The sequence below is a fragment of the Streptomyces sp. NPDC057474 genome, from assembly GCF_042802555.1.
In the GTDB taxonomy this organism is placed as follows: domain Bacteria; phylum Actinomycetota; class Actinomycetes; order Streptomycetales; family Streptomycetaceae; genus Streptomyces.
This window is the reverse complement of the sequence record NZ_JBHVDX010000076.1, coordinates 1-16,302: the sequence shown is the minus strand read 5'-3', so window position 1 is coordinate 16,302 and position 16,302 is coordinate 1. Positions and strand designations below refer to the sequence as shown.

Genomic DNA, 16,302 nt, shown 5'->3' with positions numbered 1-16,302 from the left:
CAGCCGACTCATCGAGAGGACCGCGCCTCACGACGTCGACATCTTGATCGGCGGCACCGCTGCCGGCCGTTCCACGAGGTGATGCGCGACATGACCACCGAGCAGCCGCTCTCACTCGTCCACGCCACGGCCGAGGAGCCACCGACCGGGCCTGCCCCTTTCCGGCGTGATGACTTCAACGCCTTCTACACACAGGAGATGAGCGCGGTTACGGTGTTCCTGATGCACCAGGGCGCCACCGCCTACGAAGCAGCCGACGCCGCCCACGAGGCCATGGCCAAACTCCTGCCGGATCTGTGGCGCGTTCTGGACCATCCACGGACCTGGCTACGGGTCACCGCTCAACGCTGCTACTGGCGCCAGAGCAACACACGGACCGCTCCCACGGACCCGGTCCCGGCCCGCCGCGGCGGCACGTGCCCGCTCACCACCGTGGTCATCTCCGCCCTGGTCGTGTTGAGGTCAGCCAATGGTGTAGGTGGCTTGCCGAACTGCTTCTCGGTGCCCTTGGGTAGCTGCGGGTCGCCCCTGGCACTCACGCGTGCCCGTACGGGGGCTGCCGTTCGAAACTGGCGGCCCGTTCACGCGGCGGTCCCGGGCCAGTGGCTGTCGAAGCTGTTTGCTCCGACGTCCACTCCCAAGGTGATTGCGCCCTGCTGACAGGTCGTCAAAAGATATGAACTCCTCGGCGAACGGAACCGGGTGACAGAAGTTGGGAGACATGGCTTGTGGGCTGAGGAGGCGGTTCACGGGCCTGTCGTACGTGTCACCGCTCGGTCTGCTGCCAGATGGAGGTGAGCGCCGTCACGGGGTCGGGGTCGGCCGGCGCTGCTGGCCACCAGTCGCCGTCGTCATCCTGGAGGTAGGGGTACCAGCGGGTGTCGGGGCCCAGGCGCAGCTGGATGCCGTGGTCGGTGAGGGTGAGGCGGTTGCGCCAGGCCCTGAGGGCGACCGGGGTGGTGGTCATTTCGGTGAGGGCCTCGGTCAGGGCGGTGCGGGCGGCTGTCATCGCCGTCGGGTCGGGGGCGTGGGGGTGCTCGGCGACGGTGATGCCGGTTGGGCCGCCATACCGCCAGGCGCGGGTGAGGCGGGCGAACGCGGTCGGTTTGGCACCGGTGTTCTGGATGAGGTGGTGGAACCACTCGGGTCCGCAGTTGCTCGCGGCGATTCGTGCCGCGTCCTCGTGCTGGGACAGGTACAGGCTGGTGGTGTCGCCCGTGAGCAGCCGGGCGGCGCGTGCGGCGGTGTCCGCCATGAGGCGTTCGAGGTCCGTGGTGGACAGTCCGGTGCCGGATGGCGGGGCGGCGGGCAGTGCGGCGGTGTGGGGGGCCGGTTCGGGGAGTTCGGGAAGGGGTGGAGTGTGTTCGGCCGGGGCGGCCCAGGCTGCGTAGGCGCCGGCGGCCGGGACGCCGACCGGGGCCGCTGGGGTGGAGGTCGCCTGGGCAGCCGTACGGCGGGCGCGCAGCTGGGCGAGGACCTCCTCCCGTCCGCGACCGCGCAGGGCGAACACTACGAAGGGGTCGGCGTCGATGGTGGAGGCGATGGCGTAGCAGAGCGCGGCGGCGTGTTTGCAGGGGTAGCCCCAGTCGGGGCAAGAGCATTCGGGGTCGAGTTCGGTGGGCTGCGGGAGCAGGGGGACGCCGGCGTGGCGGGCGTCGTCCACGAGGTCGGCTGGCATCTCGCCGTCGAGGAGGGCGGCGAGATGCCCGGCCCGGGCCGCGATGGTGTCGAGGAGGGTGTCCCACTGGGCGTCGGTGAGGCCGGGCAGGTGGACGGCGGAGCGGTAGGGGCGGGGCCTGCTGCCCTGGACGGCGGCTTTGACCTGGCCCGGGGCGATGGTGACGGGACCGACCATGCCCTGGCGCGCGTAGCTGCGTCCACGTGACAGGCGTCCGGCGTCGAGGGTGGAGTCCTCCAGGGCCGTCACCCATGCCTGCCCCCACCAGGTCGCGGCGAAGGCACGCCTGCCGCGGGCAGGCGTGCGGCGCTGGCCGGGGACCGAAGGGCTCATGACTGCCTCCCCAGGGCGATGAGTTCGGCGAGATCGTCGTCGGACAGTTCGGTCAGAGCGGCCTCACCGGAGCCGACCACGGCGTCGGCGAGCACGCGCTTGGATTCGAGGAGCTTCGCCACCTTGTCCTCCACGGTCCCCTCCGCGAGGAGTTTGTGGACCTGGACGGGCTTGTCCTGGCCGATGCGGTAGGCGCGATCGGTGGCCTGGTCCTCGACCGCCGGGTTCCACCAGCGGTCGTAGTGCACGACATGGGTGGCACGGGTGAGGTTCAGGCCGGTGCCCGCGGCCTTCAGGGAGAGCAGGAACACCGGCGCCTCACCGCGCTGGAAGCGGTCCACCATCTCCTCGCGTTCGGTGACGGGGGTGCCGCCGTGCAGGAAGAGAGTGGGGACGCCTCGTTGCGCGAGGTGCTTCTCCAAGAGGGTCGCCATCTGCTTGTACTGGGTGAAGACCAGAACCGACTCGCCCTCGGCGGTGATGGTGTCGACCAGTTCGTCGAGCAGCGCCAGTTTGCCGGATCTGCCGTGCAGCGGTGTGGACTGGCGCAGGTACTGGGCGGGGTGGTTGCAGATCTGCTTCAGCGCGGTGAGGAGCTTCAGGATCAGGCCGCGGCGGGCGATTCCCTCGGCTTCCGCGATCTTCGCCATGGTCTCCCGGACCACCGCCTCGTACAGACTTGCCTGTTCGGCGGTCAGTGGTACGACACGGTCGGTCTCGGTCTTGGCGGGCAGTTCGGGCGCGATGCCTGGATCGGACTTCCTGCGGCGCAGCAGGAACGGGCGGACGAGACGGGACAGACGCTCGGCAGCCTGCGGGTCCTTGCCCGACTCGATCGCGCGGGCGTGGCGGTCGCGGAAGGCGGTGAGCGGTCCGAGCAGGCCCGGGGTGGTCCAGTCGAGGAGCGCCCAGAGTTCGGACAGGTTGTTCTCCACGGGGGTACCGGTGAGGGCGACGCGGGCGCGGGCGGGCAGGGCGCGCAGCTCACGGGCGGTGACGGCGTAGGGGTTCTTGACGTGCTGGGCCTCGTCGGCGGCGATCAGCGACCAGGCGTTCTCGGTGAGGGTCTCCCGATCTCGGCGCAGGACTCCGTAGGTGACCAGGACGATCTCGTCGGCGGCCAGATCCTCGAGGTGGCGGTCGCCGCCGTGGTAGCGGCGCACCGGCGTGGCCGGCGCGAACCGGGACGCCTCGCGCTGCCAGTTGCCGAGCAGCGAGGCGGGGCAGACGACGAGTGTGGGGCCCGCGGTGGCGGGGTCGGTCTGGCGGTGCAGGTGCAGGGCGAGCAGGGTGATGGTCTTGCCCAGACCCATGTCGTCGGCGAGACAGCCCCCGAGACCGAGCTCGCACATCTCGGCCAGCCAGGCGAGGCCCCGTTTCTGGTAGTCGCGCAGTGTGGCCTTCAGAGCGGCGGGCTGGGCGGCGGATGTGTGGGATTCGGGGTCGCGGATACGGGCGGCGAGGTCGCCGAGCGCCCCGACAGCCGCGCAGCGAAGAGTCTCCCCGTCCCGCTCCACTTCGCCGGTCAGCGCGGCGCCCAGCGCCTCCATGGGGGTGAGCGGTTCCATCCGGCGGCGCCTGGCGCGGGCGACCAGCTTCGGGTCGGCGACCACCCACTGATCGCGCAGCCGGACGAGGGGGCGGCGTGCCTCGGCAAGGGCGTCCATCTCTCCCTCGGTGAGCGGGTCGCCGCCGAGAGAGAGCTGCCAGCGGAAGTCGAGGAGGGTGTCAGCGTCGAGCATGCCGCCCGCGCTGGAGCCTGGCGCGGTGCGGTGCCCGATCTCCGCGGTCGCGGTGAGTGCCTTGACCAGCTCGCGCGGCCAGTGCACGTCGATACCGGCAGCGCGCAGTGTGTCGGTGGCGTCGCCCAGCAGGTCGAACGCCTCGTCGTCGGTCAGCCGCAGCTGGTCCGGAGCCGCGTCCTTCAGCAGCCGGTCGAGCGGTGGCCAGACGCGCGCGCCGCGGCGCAGCGCGAGCAGCGTCTCGGTCTCGGCGCGCGGGCCGAGCAGCCGCTCCACTTCGGTCGGTTCGCTCCACAGCCGTGCGGCCTCCACGACGAGGGCCGGGTCCATCGCGGTGTGCAACTGCAGGACGGCCCGGAACTGCCGACGTCGCCCCTCGGGTACGTCGACCCGCAGTGAGACCCTGATGTCGGCGGTGAACGCGGCGGCAGTCTCCTCGGCCCACTCGCGCAGGGCGGGCACGGCACGCGTCTCGCGCCAGGCGTACGGCAGCGCTCCCATGGCGAGCGGCGCGGCCGGAGTACGGACCAGTTCGTCGGCGACCGCGTCGCAGAACTGGCGTACCAGCGCGGCCGGTTCCGCGATTCGCAGCGGGCCCGGGCCTGGTTCGGGCAGGCAGTGGGCGTGCGGCGGGAACGCGGCGGCGAGGGCGTCCAGCGTCTGACGCTGGACGGCGGTGAAAGAACCCGCCAGCCAGGTGTCGTAGCCGGCGGGGGTGAGGGCCGGGTGGAGGCGGCTGTCGGCGAGCAGCCGCAACGCGAAGCGGGCGGCGGCCTGCCAGGCGATGGCGGAGGGATGCGGCGGCTGTGCCCCTGACAGCGCGGCAACGGCGAGGGCGACGGGCAGCGCGTAGCCCTCCACCCTGCGCCGCCTGACCGAGCGGCCGTGCGGCAGCACGAGCTCCGCCGCCTCGGTCTCGACGCCCGTGGGTGCCATGCCCTCGGCGGCGGCTGCCCCGGCGGGTTGCCAGAGCAGCAACCGGCCGAGGCGGGCAGGCTCGCCGGGCAGGAACACCGCCGCCCAGCCGTGGTTGAGCAGACTCCGCGCCCATGCAGCCGACTCCGGTGCGGCCAATGGTGGCACGATCCTCGTGCCTGTGCCCGGCTCCCGTACGAGGGCTCGTGCCACTCTCTTTTGCCTCTCCATCGTCAAGGCGGTCTTCACCGCGCCTTCGTCCACCAGCAGGTTCTTCGTCTGCTGGTGGTACATCTTCTATGGCGCTGGTGACCAGGCCAAACGGAGGCTGGATCTGCGGCGGATGGAGAGTTGACCCGCGTATGGTCCGGATCCTGGTACTGATTGAGGCGGTGGGCGTGCCGGCCCGGAGGTAGGTCCCGCACAGAGGGTCTCCCAGATGACCGATGATCACCCCCCTGGGGGAGTTGAATCTCCTCACCGGCGACTACACGCTCTCCGCTGAGGACGTCTCCGCCTCCGGGCTGTCGGTGTCCCGCACGGCCTCAACGGGAGACCGGCCGCTGGGGGTGCGAGCTGCCCACACCCCCAGCGCAGTCTCAGGGAGAGGAAACCTTCAGGTCGCGAAGCCGTCCGGTGTTGTCGAACGACCCGAAGCCCACCCTGCCGGAGGTGAGGGTGGTGTCGACGGCGGTCATCAGTGGGCGTTTCGAGCCGTCGACGTAGACCGCGGTCTCGCCGGTGGTCGCGCAGCGCACCACCCGCACCTTGTGCCAGGCGGTGTCGGTGATGGCCGGTGGGGCGCCCGTCGTGCCGTTCCACTGGTCGTCGATGCGCAGGCGGTCGGCGTCGTTGACGACGAAGACGCCGTTGTGCGGGTAGATCATGTTGTCCTGGGACAGATGGGCGTAGGAGAACTTCGTGTCCGACTGGTAGTCGAAGACGATGATCACGTCTCGGTTGGTCGTCTCGACGGGGGTGTCTATGCGGACCTCGGCGTCGATCCGTACGTCTCCGTACTCCGGGCCCGCCGTCAGCACTGCGTACTCGAAGGGGCGGCGCGGGCCGGGGCGCTGGACGCCGGCCTCCGCCAGGACGGCCTTTCGGCCCGGGAAGCGCCACTTGGACGGGGTGACGGGAGCCCAGTTCCGGCCGTCCATTACGTGGGTGAGGCGGGAGCCGGCGGTGTCGCAGGAGGCGAATTCGCGTGTGCCGGTGATCTTCCAGATCCTGCCGTTGGCCTTTGAGAGGAGGTACAGCTCGCCGGCGGCGTCCCGGCCGAAGTGCAGGTCCACCCGGGTGTTCCGGGCCAGGTCCCGCATCGTGACGCGCTTGCCGCTCGCGTCGTACAGCATCAGGTCGTACAGCTGCGCCAGTTTCTCGCTGCCGCGCCTCATGTCCTTGGTGTCGGCGAAGAGGAGACGTCCGTCGACGATGTCTCCGAAGATGTATTTGCCGCGCAGTTCGGGGAGGTCATGGCCTCGGTAGACGAAGCCGCCCACGACTGCCCGGCCGACGTCGGAGGTGCAGTTCCAGTCGGCGGGCGGGTCGTGGTCGTAGGCGGCTACGGGGTAGGTGTAGCCGTACTTCTCGTCGTCCTCGGGGAGGGGGAGGATCTGGTCGCAGGGGTTGGTAGCCGTCTTGTCGAAGACGAACGGGCCCTCGCGTTCGCTCCAGCCGAAGTTGTCGCCCGCGCGCACCTCGTAGACCGACTCGACGGCGTGCTGGCCGATGTTGCCGACGTACATACGGTGGCTGCGCGCCGGGTCCCAGCTGAAGCGGTGCGGGTCGCGCAGGCCGTACGCGTAGATCTCGCCGAGTGCGCCGGGAGTGGCGGTGAACGGGTTGTCCGCCGGAATCCCGTACTTGCCGTTGGTGCTGTTCGTGCCGCGCGGGTCTATGCGCAGGATCTTGCCGTGCGGTAGTGAAAGGCTTTGCGGCTCGGTGTTCCTGGCGCCCTGGCCGCCGTCGCCGACGGCGAGGTAGAGCAGTCCGCGGTCGCGGTCGTGGGGACCGGCCGTCGGGTTGAAGTCGATCTGCTGGATGCCGTGGACCGGGCTCGCGAAGCCGATGCGCAGGAGCTCCCGGCGGGTGCCGGTGAAGGTGTCGGCCGAGGGGTCAGTGGCGGTCCACTCGGTGACGACGCCGTGGTAGACGGTGGCCGCCTGCTGCCGGTAGTCGGGTACGGCGGTGGTGGCGGAGGCCAGTTCGGTGTGCACGGTGTAGAAGCGGCCGTTGCGCCGGAAGCCGGGGTCGAAGGTGACGAACCCGAAGCCCTGGCCGAGGCCCCGGCTGGCGAAGAACGCGGGGGAGAAGGTGGCGGCGATGTCCAGGTAGAGGTGGGGGCTGCTGCCATCCCTGATGAAGTAGAGCTTGCCGTTCAGGTCGGGTACGGCCTTTCGGCCGGAGCGGTCGGGGAGTTCGCTGAGGTGGTTGATGCGGGCGTGCCGCATCAGCCGGGGATCGGTGACCGGGCCGGGCGGCGGATCGGTCTTCGGGAAGGAGGCGTACTCCTCGACGGTCAGCCCGATGCCGGAGGCTGCGGGCCGCTCGGGGATGGGGTCGGTGACGGGGTCGGCAGCCGCCGCGAACGCCGTGCCGGGGAGGGCGACGAGGGCCGACAGCAACAGCGCGAGGACGACCAGGGGGACCAGTGGGATCAGTGAGGGGGTTCGGCGTCTTGGGCCAGGAGATGCGGCCATATGAAGGTCACTCCTTTGTGAACGTGGGTCGTCAGTGGGCGGCCGCCAGTCGGTACTGGGCCCGGATCCGGTCGCCGCCCACCGCGCTGTCCAGGAACATCAGGCTGTCCATGCGGCAGGCGCAGGGATTGCGTTCGGCGGTGTTCTGCGGGAAGCTGCCGCCGATCTTGATGCCTCGGGGGTTGGTGGGCGAAGTGCGGTGCGGGCCCGGCCCCGAGAGGTCCCAGGGGTCGCCGGGAACGGTGTAGAAGCCGTCCAGCCGCTGCCCGTCGCGGTACAGCGCCATCGCTCCCGTGCCGAAGTCGAAGGTTGCGGCGAGGAAGACCCACTCGCCTACCGGCAGCAGGGTCCGCCAGTTCTCAGATGCGGCGAAGGTCTGCGAACTCGCCCCGTCCACGCGTCGGCCGAGGGCTACGAGCCGTAGTTCGCCGTTCACCTCGATGATCTCCAGCAGGCCCCGCACCGCGTGGCCGTCGGAGTCCCCCGACAGCACTCCGGCCAGGCCCACGGCGCCGTAACGGTCGTCCGGGGCAACCGTGTTGGTGTTGAGGGCCGGGTTCGGGCCGGTCATCTTGAACCAGCCCATCACGGTCATCCCCTCGACCGCGTTGAACGCCTGGAGCGTCGGCACGCCGGAAGGCCCGTACACGCCTGCCTTCCAGTCGTCGTTGCCCTTCGCGTCCGGGGTGACCTGCCGCACCTGGAGCGAGGTCCGGCTGCCCCGGTGCGCTCCCTCCTTCGTGCGCATCCGTGCCCCGCCGCCGATCAGGTCGATGTCGGTGCGGGAGAAGCCCAGGTCACGTTCCCTCGCCGGGTTGCCGGGGACCGAGTGCTCGAAGTCGTAGTACGCCGCCAGGTGGGGGCGGAGGGAGGGGAGTACGGGGCCGGCCCCAGCTCCTTCCCCGGCCCCCGCCCCTGCTCCGGAGGGTGCCGCTGCCGTGGTGGCGAGGGCGGTCAGCAGTGCGGCGACCGTCGCCGTGAGTGTGTTCCGTCTGCTGCGCATGAACGGTCTCCTTGGAGTCCAGCGGCGTGATCGGAGTCATCGGCGTGCGGGCCGACCGCCCAGATAGAGCTCACCGAGCTGCGGGTCGGCGAGCAACTCGCGTGCCGGGCCCGCGATATGGACCCGGCCGAGATCGAGGACACAGCCGGTGTCGGCGGCCTCCAGGGCGCGCCGCGCGTTCTGTTCGACCAGCAGCACGGCGGTCCCCGCGTCCCGCATCCGTACGATCTGCTCGAAGACCACCCCGGTCGCCTTGGGATCGAGACCCATCGACGGCTCGTCGAGGAGCACGACCCGGGGTTTGACCATCAGCGAACGCGCGAACTCCACCTGCTTCTGCTGTCCGCCGGAGAGCAGCCCGGCCAGGCTCGTCCACCGCTCGGCCACGACCGGGAAGAGCGCCCGCACAGAGTCGGCCCGTTCGGCTACGAGTGCCGTGTCCCGCAGGGTGTAACCGCCGAGCAGGACGTTCTCGGCGACAGTCATCTCCCTGAAGACACTGTGACCTTGGAGGACATGGGCGACTCCGGCGGCGAGCATCCGCTGCGGTCCACGGCCGGTGACGTCCTCACCGTCGACGAGGATCCGGCCCGAGCGAGGGGCGAGGAGACCACTGGCCACCCTCAGCACGGTGGACTTGCCCGCCCCGTTGGGCCCGACCAGACAGACGATCGCCCCGGCTGGTACGCGGACCGTCAGCCCGCGCAGGACCAGCGCCGCCCGGCCGTATCCGGCGCGGATGTCGTCGAGTTCGAGAAGGAACGCCGGGTCGGAGCCGGAGCCGGAGCCGGTTCCGCTGTCGGTGGCGGAGTCGGTGTGAGAGTCAGACGCCAAGGTATGCCCCGAGGACTCGTTCGTCGGACTGGATCAGTGAGGGCGGCCCCTGTGCGATCGGCCGACCGCGGTCGAACACGACGACGTGGTCACTGAGGCTCATGACCATGTCCATGTTGTGCTCGACGATCAGGAACGTCCGTCCCTCGGCGTTGAGTTCGCGCACCAGGTCGCCGATGCGGTCGATGAGCGCCGGGTTGACCCCGCCCGCGGGCTCGTCCAGCAGGATCAGCTCCGGCTCGCTCGTCAGTACGCCCGCCAGCTCCAGCAACTTCTGCTGCCCCCAGGAGAGTTGGCGGGCCTCGGCCTGCTCCAGGTGCTCGATGCCCATCCGGGTCAGCCAGTAACGGGCCCGCTCGGTCTCCGCACGCGTGCCCGAGCGCGCGAGCTGTCCGGTGAGACCGCGTGGCCGGACGGCGGCCAGGAGGTTGTCCAGCACGGTCATCCGGGGGAAGACCCGGCAGAGCTGGAAGGAACGTCCGATGCCGGCGCGGGCGATCCGGTGCGGGGGTCTGCTCGTCAGGTCGTGTCCGCGGTACGTGATGCGACCGGAGTCCGGGCGGATCATCCCGGTGACACAGTTGAAGAAGGTCGTCTTTCCCGAACCGTTGGGCCCGATCAGGGCGTTGACCTTGCCGTGGTGGAAGGTCACGGTGGCCGAGTCGAGTGCGGTGACTCCGCCGAACGCCTTGGTGAGCCCGGTGGTCGCGAGGCTCGGTTCGGGCTCCGCTTCGGGTTCCGCCTCAGGTGCCGCTTCGTTCACTGTTCCTCACCTCCGTCGCGTCGCGCCCGTCGGTCTCCTCGCGTTCTTCGTTCTCCTCGCGCCGCTCCCGCAGTTCGGCCGCGGTCACCTCCCGGATGGAGGCGTCGCCGGTCCGGCGGAACCGGCGCAGCAGAGCGCCGGCGGCCGGGATGACGCCGTCCGGCATGAACGTCACGACGACGCCGAGGAGCAGCCCCGCCACGACCAGATGCAGGGGTGTGTCTCCGTACTCGACCTTGGAGTACTCCAGGGCGTACCCGACGATCAACGCTCCCAGCAGCGGTCCGTACAACTGGCGTACACCGCCGAGCAGTGCCATCAGCACCATGTACGACCCGCTGAGGATGGAGAACTGGAAGACCGGGTCGAGGTCGCCGAACCACAGGGCGTACAACCCGCCGGCCAGCGCGGTGAAGGCGGCGGAGACGACGAAGACCACCAGCTTGTACGTGAACGTGGGGATGCCGAGTGACTGGGCCTTGTCCTCGTCCTCGCGGATCGCTTTCAGGCCCATGCCGAACCGCGACCGGTCGATGACCCACCACACCAGCAGGGCCAGCGCGAGCAGTGCCAGGAAGAGGAAGTAGAAGGTCCGGTGGTGCTCGGCACGCAGCATGCCGGGGAAGGGCCGCGGTACGACGAGTCCCCGGGAACCGCCGGTGAGGGAAGCCCAGCTCTGGAAGACCAGCAGCAGGATGAGGACGAGGGCGATCGAGACGATGACGAAGGAGGCACCGCGTACCCGCAGGGCGGCGTAGCCGACCGGGACAGCGAGCGCCGCCACCATCAGCGCGGCGACGAACAGCGCGGCGAAGGGCGGGAGTTCGCCCTTGGCGACCAGCAGTCCGGTCCCGTAGGCCCCGAGTCCGGCGAACGCCCCGTGCCCGAGGGAGACATAGCCCGTGAATCCGCCGACGAAGTTCCAGGAGGTGGAGAGCACCGCGTAGTTGAGGATGGCGATGCCCACGGTGATCTCGTAGGGGCTCGGGGCGATGGACGGGAAGGTGAGCGCTACGGCGGCTGCCAGGAGCAGAACGCCGAGATGTACGTACCTGGGTTGTACGTATCTATGTTGTACGTATCTGGAGTTCATGAACCTGGGGTCAGAACCTCTGCGCAAGCCGCCCCCCGAAGAACCCTTGTGGCCTGACGGCCAGCGTGGCGAAGAGCGCGACGTAGAAGACGGTCTGCGCCCAGGTGGTGGACAGCTCCAGTTGCAGCAGGCTCTGCAGAATGCCCAGCGTCATGGCGGCGATGGCGGCGCCCGGCACACTGCCGAGTCCGCCGACGACGATGATGGCCATCAGTGGGCCGATCCAGTGCCAGTGCAGCGAGGGGTAGATGGTGGTGTCGAGGGCGAGCGCCGCGCCGCCGACGGCCGCCGTGGCGAGACCGAGGCCGAACCCGTATCCGGCGATCCGGTCGGTGTCGATGCCGAGCAGCCGGGCGGCGTCCCGGTGCTGGATGGTGGCGCGCAGTGCCTGGCCGAACCGGCTGTGCTTCATGAGGAGGTAGAGGCCGAGCAGGGCGAGTGCGGCCATGCCGAAGGCGATCAGCTTCACCACCGCCACGCGTGCCCCGAGGAACTCGATGCTCGCGGAGCTGTAGCCGAGCCGGATACGGCGCTGGGTGCCGCTGAACGCGTACCCGAGCAGCCCCTCGATGACCAGCGCCACCGCGAACGTGAGCAGCACGGACATCATGGTGAGCGTCGCCGGGCGGAGCCGGGTCAGAAGCAGCCGTTGCATGGCGACGCCCGCGGCGAAGAACAGCGGCACGGTGACGAACAGGGTGAGGAGAGGGTCGACACCGGTCTCCCGGTGCGCGAACCAGGCGAGGTAGGCGGCGAGGATCAGGAAGGCGGAGTGGGCGATCATCACGACGCGCATCACGCCGAAGTAGAGGGTGAGACCCGCCGCCAGGAGGGCGTACAGCCCACCCCAGCAGCACGCCGAGGACAAGGCTCTGGAAGACGAGGCTCGCGGAGGGCATGCCGGCCTCACCACGTCGGTTTCGGATAGATCAGATCGGCTTCCCTCTGCGCCTCGGGGAGCACGATCTGTATCTCACCGCCGACCCACTGCTGGATCATGTGCGCGCTCTGCGGTCTGCCCTTGCCGTCCCACTTCAACGGCCCCACGACGGTCTCCACCTGATGGCCGCGGAGCCACTCCACCAGTTTGCTCTGGCAGTCCGGGTCCTGGGAGGCGCACTGGGCGGCCTCGACGGCGGCGGCCACCACCTGACCGGTCGTGTAGGCGTTGGCCTCGTCCTCCTCCGGCGCTTTGCCGAACTGCTCGGTGTACTTCTCGACGAACTCCTTGTTGCTCGGGTAGTCGGCCTTCTGGGTGTAGCCGGTGGGCGCGAGAATGCCCTCGGTCTTGTTGCCGATGGCCTTGGCGAACTCCGGCTCGGTCGGCGCGGTGGAGAAGGCGGCCAGCGTCGGCTGGTAGTCGAGCTGCTGCAGGGCGACGATCAGGTTGACGCCGTCCTGGTACTGGGTGCCGCCCACCACCATGTCGGCCTTCGAGTCGGCGATCTTGGCGGCGATGCTGCCGAAGTCGGTGGTGTTGGGCGGGTAGACCTCGTCGGCGACGGTCCTGATGCCGCCCTTCTCCAGCTTCTCCCTCAGCCCGTACGCGGTTCCCTGGGCGAAGGGGTCGTCCATGGCGGCGTACGCGACCGTCTTCGGACGCTCGCTCTCCGGCATGGCCAGGATGTGGTCGGCCAGGAGGTTGTAGTGGTCGTCGGCGACGGCCGGAGCGGCGTAGAAGAGGTTCTTGAAGCCCTGCTCGAAGACTTCCGGGGCCGCACCCGCCGGTTCGACGAAGAGCATCCCGTACTCCTCGGCCAGACGCGCGGACGGGACGACTAGCCGGGTGGAGAACGGCCCGAAGAGCAGGTCGACCTCGTCCCTGCCGATCAGTTGCTCGTAGTCGGAGACGACGCGGTCGGCGTTGGACTGGTCGTCGAGGATCTTCAACTCGACCTCGCGGCCCAGCAGTCCGCCATGGTCGTTGACGATCTTCGCCCAGGCCTTGTAGCCCCGTTCGACGCCCTTGCCGGGTTCGGAGAAGTCCCCGGTGAGCGGTAAGGAGACACCGATCACGATGGGGTCGTCGGCCGAGTCCTGTGAACCGGAGCCCGAGCCGCAGGCACTGGCGGAGAGCAGCAGGGCGAGCGTGCCGGCGGCGACCCCTACTTGTCTCCGGTCTTGTCTGCGGCCTTTCCGTCGGCCTTGTCTGCGGTGCGTTCTGGTCATCGCTTGACACCCCTCGTGGCTTCCGTGTGGTGGCGATCGGGCCCGCGGTAGACGTAGCGCGAGGCGTCGGTGTCGGCGGACGGGGCGTCCGTGCGCGGCGTCCGCGACAGGGTGCGTACGAGAGCGTGGTCGGGGGAGAGCGCGCAGGCGGGGTCGGTGCGGGCGGCGTCACCGGTGAGCGCGTGGGCCTGACAGCGGCAGCCGCCGAAGTCGATCTCGCGGCGGGGACAGCCACCGCAGGGTCCGCTCATCCATTCGGTGCCGCGATAGCGGTCGAAGGCCGGGGAACTGTTCCAGATCCACTCCAGGGACCGGTCGCGTACGTTCAATACGTCCGGGCCCAGCAGGTCCCGGGACGCGGGGCACGGCAGGACGGCGCCGTCCGGGGCGACCGTCAGCGACACCGCACCCCAGCCGCCCATGCACGGCTTCGGCACGCCGTCGAAGTAGTCCGGCACGACCCACACCAGTTCGATGGTGCCCGCCAGTTGCTCCCGTCGGCGCTCGACCGCCTCCCGGGCGCGGGACAGCTGGTCACGGGTGGGCAGCAGCGCGGTGCGGTTACGCAGGGCCCACCCGTGGAACTGGACGTTGGCCAGCTCGACCCGCTCGGCGCCCCAGGCCACACCCAGGTCCACGATGTCGTCGACGGCGTCGAGGTTGTCGCGGTGCAGGACGACGTTGAGGCCCAGCGGCAGACCCGCGTCGCGTACGAGAGCGGCGGCCCGTTCCTTCGCCTCGAACGACCGGTGACCGGCGATCCGGTCGGATGCCACCGGATCCGAGTGCTGTACTGACAGCTGTACGCTGCGCAGTCCGGCGGACACGAGCGCGGACATCCTCGCCGTGCTCAACCCGACGCCACTGGTGACCAGTTGGGTGTAGATCCCGGCCGATTCGGCGGCGGCGACAACGGCTGTGAGATCGCGGCGCAGCAGTGGCTCGCCACCGGATAGGTGAGTGTGTACGACGCCGAGGTCCGCCGCCTGCCGGAACACGTCGTCCCATTCCTCGGCGGAGAGTTCGTGTGAACGCCGGGTGAGTTCCAGGGGGTTGGAGCAGTAGGGGCAGTGCAGCGGGCAGGCGTGGGTGAGTTCGGCCAGCAGGGCCCAGGGCGCCGGCGGAGCTGTGCCTGACGGCAGCGGACTCGTCATCGCAGCCAGCCCTCCTCGCGTACGCGGTGGAGGAATCGGGGGACTTCGGCCGCTACGGGGGCGCCGGGGAAGCGTGCCGCCAACTCCTCGACGATCTCGTCCACGTGCCGTCGCCCGTCGCACAGCCGGAGGACCTCGGCAGCCCGGCCGGCGAGGACCACCACCCGTTCCGGCAGGACCAACAGGTCCGTCCGGCGCACCCGGTCGTGGCGGAGTACCACCGAGCGCGCCAGGGCCGGCCGCCATTCGGTCGCACTCGCACTCGCAGTCACGGTCACTGGCGCTCCTTCCGGTCGCCGTGGTCGATCGCGTCGAGCAGCGACCACAACACGTCACACTTGAAGGCGAGGGCCGCCACGGCACGCTCCTGATCGGCCTCCGTGCCGGCCCAGTCCAGGACGAGGCCCAGTGCCTCGCCGCTGTCCTGCCGGCCCTGGGTCTCACGGGTACGGAAATAGGCGAGACCGTCGGCGTCGATCCACCGGTAGTGACGCTCGAACGCGGCGATGCGCGTGCGCATGATGCCCGGTGCGGACAGCTCGGTCAGGGACGCCGCGACGGCCTCCAGCGGGGAGCGGAGCCGGCAGAAGTTGACGTATCCGTCCACCGCCAGCCGTACTCCGGGCAGTACTCCCTCACCGGACAGCAGATCCGACCGGTCGAGCCCAGCGGCCTCGCCCAGCCTCAGCCACCGCTCGATGCCGCCTTCGCCCTCGGTCCGGCCGTCGTGCTCCTCGATCCGCCGCAGCCACATACGGCGCAGCCGCGGGGTGCCCAGCTTGGCCAGGACCAGGGCGTCCTTGACGGGGATGTGCCGCTGATAGTGGAACCGGTTGAGGATCCAGCGGCGCAGCTCGTCGGGGGTCAACTCCCCCTGATGCATACGTACGTTGAAGGGATGGCGGTCGTGGTAATGGTCTCGGGCCACGGCTCTCAGCCGTTCCTCGAAGCCCGTCGCGACACCTGTGCCGACGCCTGTGCGGATACCTGAGCCGATATCTGTGCTCACAGTTGGATCACCATTCCGTCTCCGGCCACCTCGATGCCCTGGTCGGCCAGCCGTTCGTACTGCGGTGCGCTCGGATCGACGAGGGGATTGGTGTTGTTCAGATGGGTGTAGAGACAGCGGGCGCGAAGCGGCGCCAGGCGCTCCGCGGTGCCGCCCGGCCCGTCGATCGGGAGGTGCCCCATACCGGTCGCGGTGCGGGTGGAGATGCCTGTGCGCCGGGGTTCCTCGTCGTCCCAGAACGTGCCGTCGACGATCACGCAGTCGGCTTCGGCGACAGCGGACCGCAGGGCGTCCGGCCAGGCGGCGAGTGCGGGCGCGTAAACGGCTTTCGCTCCGGTGGTGCGGTCGGTGAGAAGCAGCGCGACGACCCAGGTGTCGCTTTCAGGACCGGCATCGCCTTCAGGGTCGGGCAGGTGCACCGCGTAGCGGGGGCGTTTGCCGGAGACGGGGATCGCGCTGATCGTGACGGTTGAGTCCTCGGTGAGCGGTACGGGCCGCTCCTGGGACAGTTCGCGCCAGGTGAGCGGCGTGTACGGGCCGAGGACGGCCTCCAGACGCAGCCCGGTGAGCAGTGCCTCGCGCACGGACGCGCTGGCGAGCAACTCCAGCCCGTCGGCACCGGCTTCGCGCAGCCGGGCGATGCCGAGAGTGTGGTCGAGTTCGGCGTCGGTCAGGATCAGCCCGGCGATCGGCGTCCGCCGCGAACCGGCCCGGGGGCCGGAAGCGGAGCCGCGGATGGGTACGGGTACGGGACGCAGTGCGGGGCAGTCTTCGATCTGGTCGCCGATGTCCGGCGTGGCGTTGATGAGATACCAGCGGTCGTCGGACGCCTGTACGGCGAGTGAGGCGTGGCGGCGGCGCCACGTGGGGTGGGCGCGGGGCCCCCCGCACCCCCGGCCCCCGCCCG

14 protein-coding genes are annotated in these 16,302 nt (G+C 70.0%); 1 reads left to right on the top strand and 13 read right to left on the bottom strand.

All coding sequences use genetic code 11. The features are described from left to right. The first annotated feature begins 90 nt into the window (after window positions 1–90). Window positions 91–660: a hypothetical protein gene (locus ACFU53_RS22020; RefSeq protein ID WP_383994887.1), complete on the top strand. Its 570-nt coding sequence runs from the start codon at window positions 91–93 to the stop codon at window positions 658–660. A 106-nt stretch (window positions 661–766) separates the two neighbouring features. Here the strand turns inward: ACFU53_RS22020 and ACFU53_RS22015 are convergent, their stop codons facing one another. The 13 genes from ACFU53_RS22015 to pqqB form a co-directional block, all read right to left on the bottom strand. After that, the gene (locus tag ACFU53_RS22015) at window positions 767–2,011 is read right to left on the bottom strand and encodes an SWIM zinc finger family protein (protein WP_383994884.1); all 1,245 of its coding nucleotides are present in this window, start codon (window positions 2,009–2,011) and stop codon (window positions 767–769) included. Further along, the gene (locus ACFU53_RS22010) at window positions 2,008–4,899 is read right to left on the bottom strand and encodes a DEAD/DEAH box helicase (RefSeq protein ID WP_383994941.1); all 2,892 of its coding nucleotides are present in this window, start codon (window positions 4,897–4,899) and stop codon (window positions 2,008–2,010) included. The genes ACFU53_RS22015 and ACFU53_RS22010 overlap by 4 nt, the downstream gene beginning before the upstream one ends. 368 nt (window positions 4,900–5,267) lie before the next feature. After that, window positions 5,268–7,370, bottom strand: coding sequence for a PQQ-dependent sugar dehydrogenase (locus ACFU53_RS22005; protein WP_383994881.1), 2,103 nt, complete (start codon window positions 7,368–7,370; stop codon window positions 5,268–5,270). Between the two features lie 31 nt (window positions 7,371–7,401). After that, a complete protein-coding gene (locus ACFU53_RS22000; protein ID WP_383994878.1) occupies window positions 7,402–8,373 on the bottom strand; it encodes a hypothetical protein in 972 nt (323 codons plus the stop codon). A 36-nt stretch (window positions 8,374–8,409) separates the two neighbouring features. Beyond that, the gene (locus ACFU53_RS21995) at window positions 8,410–9,207 is read right to left on the bottom strand and encodes an ABC transporter ATP-binding protein (RefSeq protein WP_383994875.1); all 798 of its coding nucleotides are present in this window, start codon (window positions 9,205–9,207) and stop codon (window positions 8,410–8,412) included. Beyond that, window positions 9,197–9,970 carry an ABC transporter ATP-binding protein gene (locus ACFU53_RS21990; RefSeq protein ID WP_383994873.1) on the bottom strand — a complete coding sequence of 258 codons (774 nt, stop codon included), beginning with the start codon at window positions 9,968–9,970 and terminating at the stop codon, window positions 9,197–9,199. Before ACFU53_RS21990 ends, ACFU53_RS21995 begins: the two co-directional genes overlap by 11 nt. After that, the gene (locus ACFU53_RS21985; protein WP_383994870.1) at window positions 9,951–11,063 is read right to left on the bottom strand and encodes a branched-chain amino acid ABC transporter permease; all 1,113 of its coding nucleotides are present in this window, start codon (window positions 11,061–11,063) and stop codon (window positions 9,951–9,953) included. The genes ACFU53_RS21990 and ACFU53_RS21985 overlap by 20 nt, the downstream gene beginning before the upstream one ends. 10 nt (window positions 11,064–11,073) lie before the next feature. Beyond that, window positions 11,074–11,931: a branched-chain amino acid ABC transporter permease gene (locus ACFU53_RS21980; RefSeq protein WP_383994867.1), complete on the bottom strand. Its 858-nt coding sequence runs from the start codon at window positions 11,929–11,931 to the stop codon at window positions 11,074–11,076. 38 nt (window positions 11,932–11,969) lie between these two features. Then, window positions 11,970–13,232, bottom strand: coding sequence for an amino acid ABC transporter substrate-binding protein (locus ACFU53_RS21975; RefSeq protein WP_383994864.1), 1,263 nt, complete (start codon window positions 13,230–13,232; stop codon window positions 11,970–11,972). Next, window positions 13,229–14,386, bottom strand: coding sequence for a pyrroloquinoline quinone biosynthesis protein PqqE (gene pqqE, locus ACFU53_RS21970; protein ID WP_383994861.1), 1,158 nt, complete (start codon window positions 14,384–14,386; stop codon window positions 13,229–13,231). Before pqqE ends, ACFU53_RS21975 begins: the two co-directional genes overlap by 4 nt. Further along, window positions 14,383–14,664, bottom strand: coding sequence for a pyrroloquinoline quinone biosynthesis peptide chaperone PqqD (pqqD, locus tag ACFU53_RS21965; RefSeq protein ID WP_383994859.1), 282 nt, complete (start codon window positions 14,662–14,664; stop codon window positions 14,383–14,385). Before pqqD ends, pqqE begins: the two co-directional genes overlap by 4 nt. Continuing rightward, the gene (gene pqqC, locus ACFU53_RS21960) at window positions 14,661–15,395 is read right to left on the bottom strand and encodes a pyrroloquinoline-quinone synthase PqqC (RefSeq protein ID WP_383994856.1); all 735 of its coding nucleotides are present in this window, start codon (window positions 15,393–15,395) and stop codon (window positions 14,661–14,663) included. The genes pqqD and pqqC overlap by 4 nt, the downstream gene beginning before the upstream one ends. Next, on the bottom strand, window positions 15,392–16,302 hold a 911-nt coding region (pqqB, locus tag ACFU53_RS21955), incomplete at its 5' end, for a pyrroloquinoline quinone biosynthesis protein PqqB (protein WP_383994853.1). The genes pqqC and pqqB, both read right to left, overlap by 4 nt.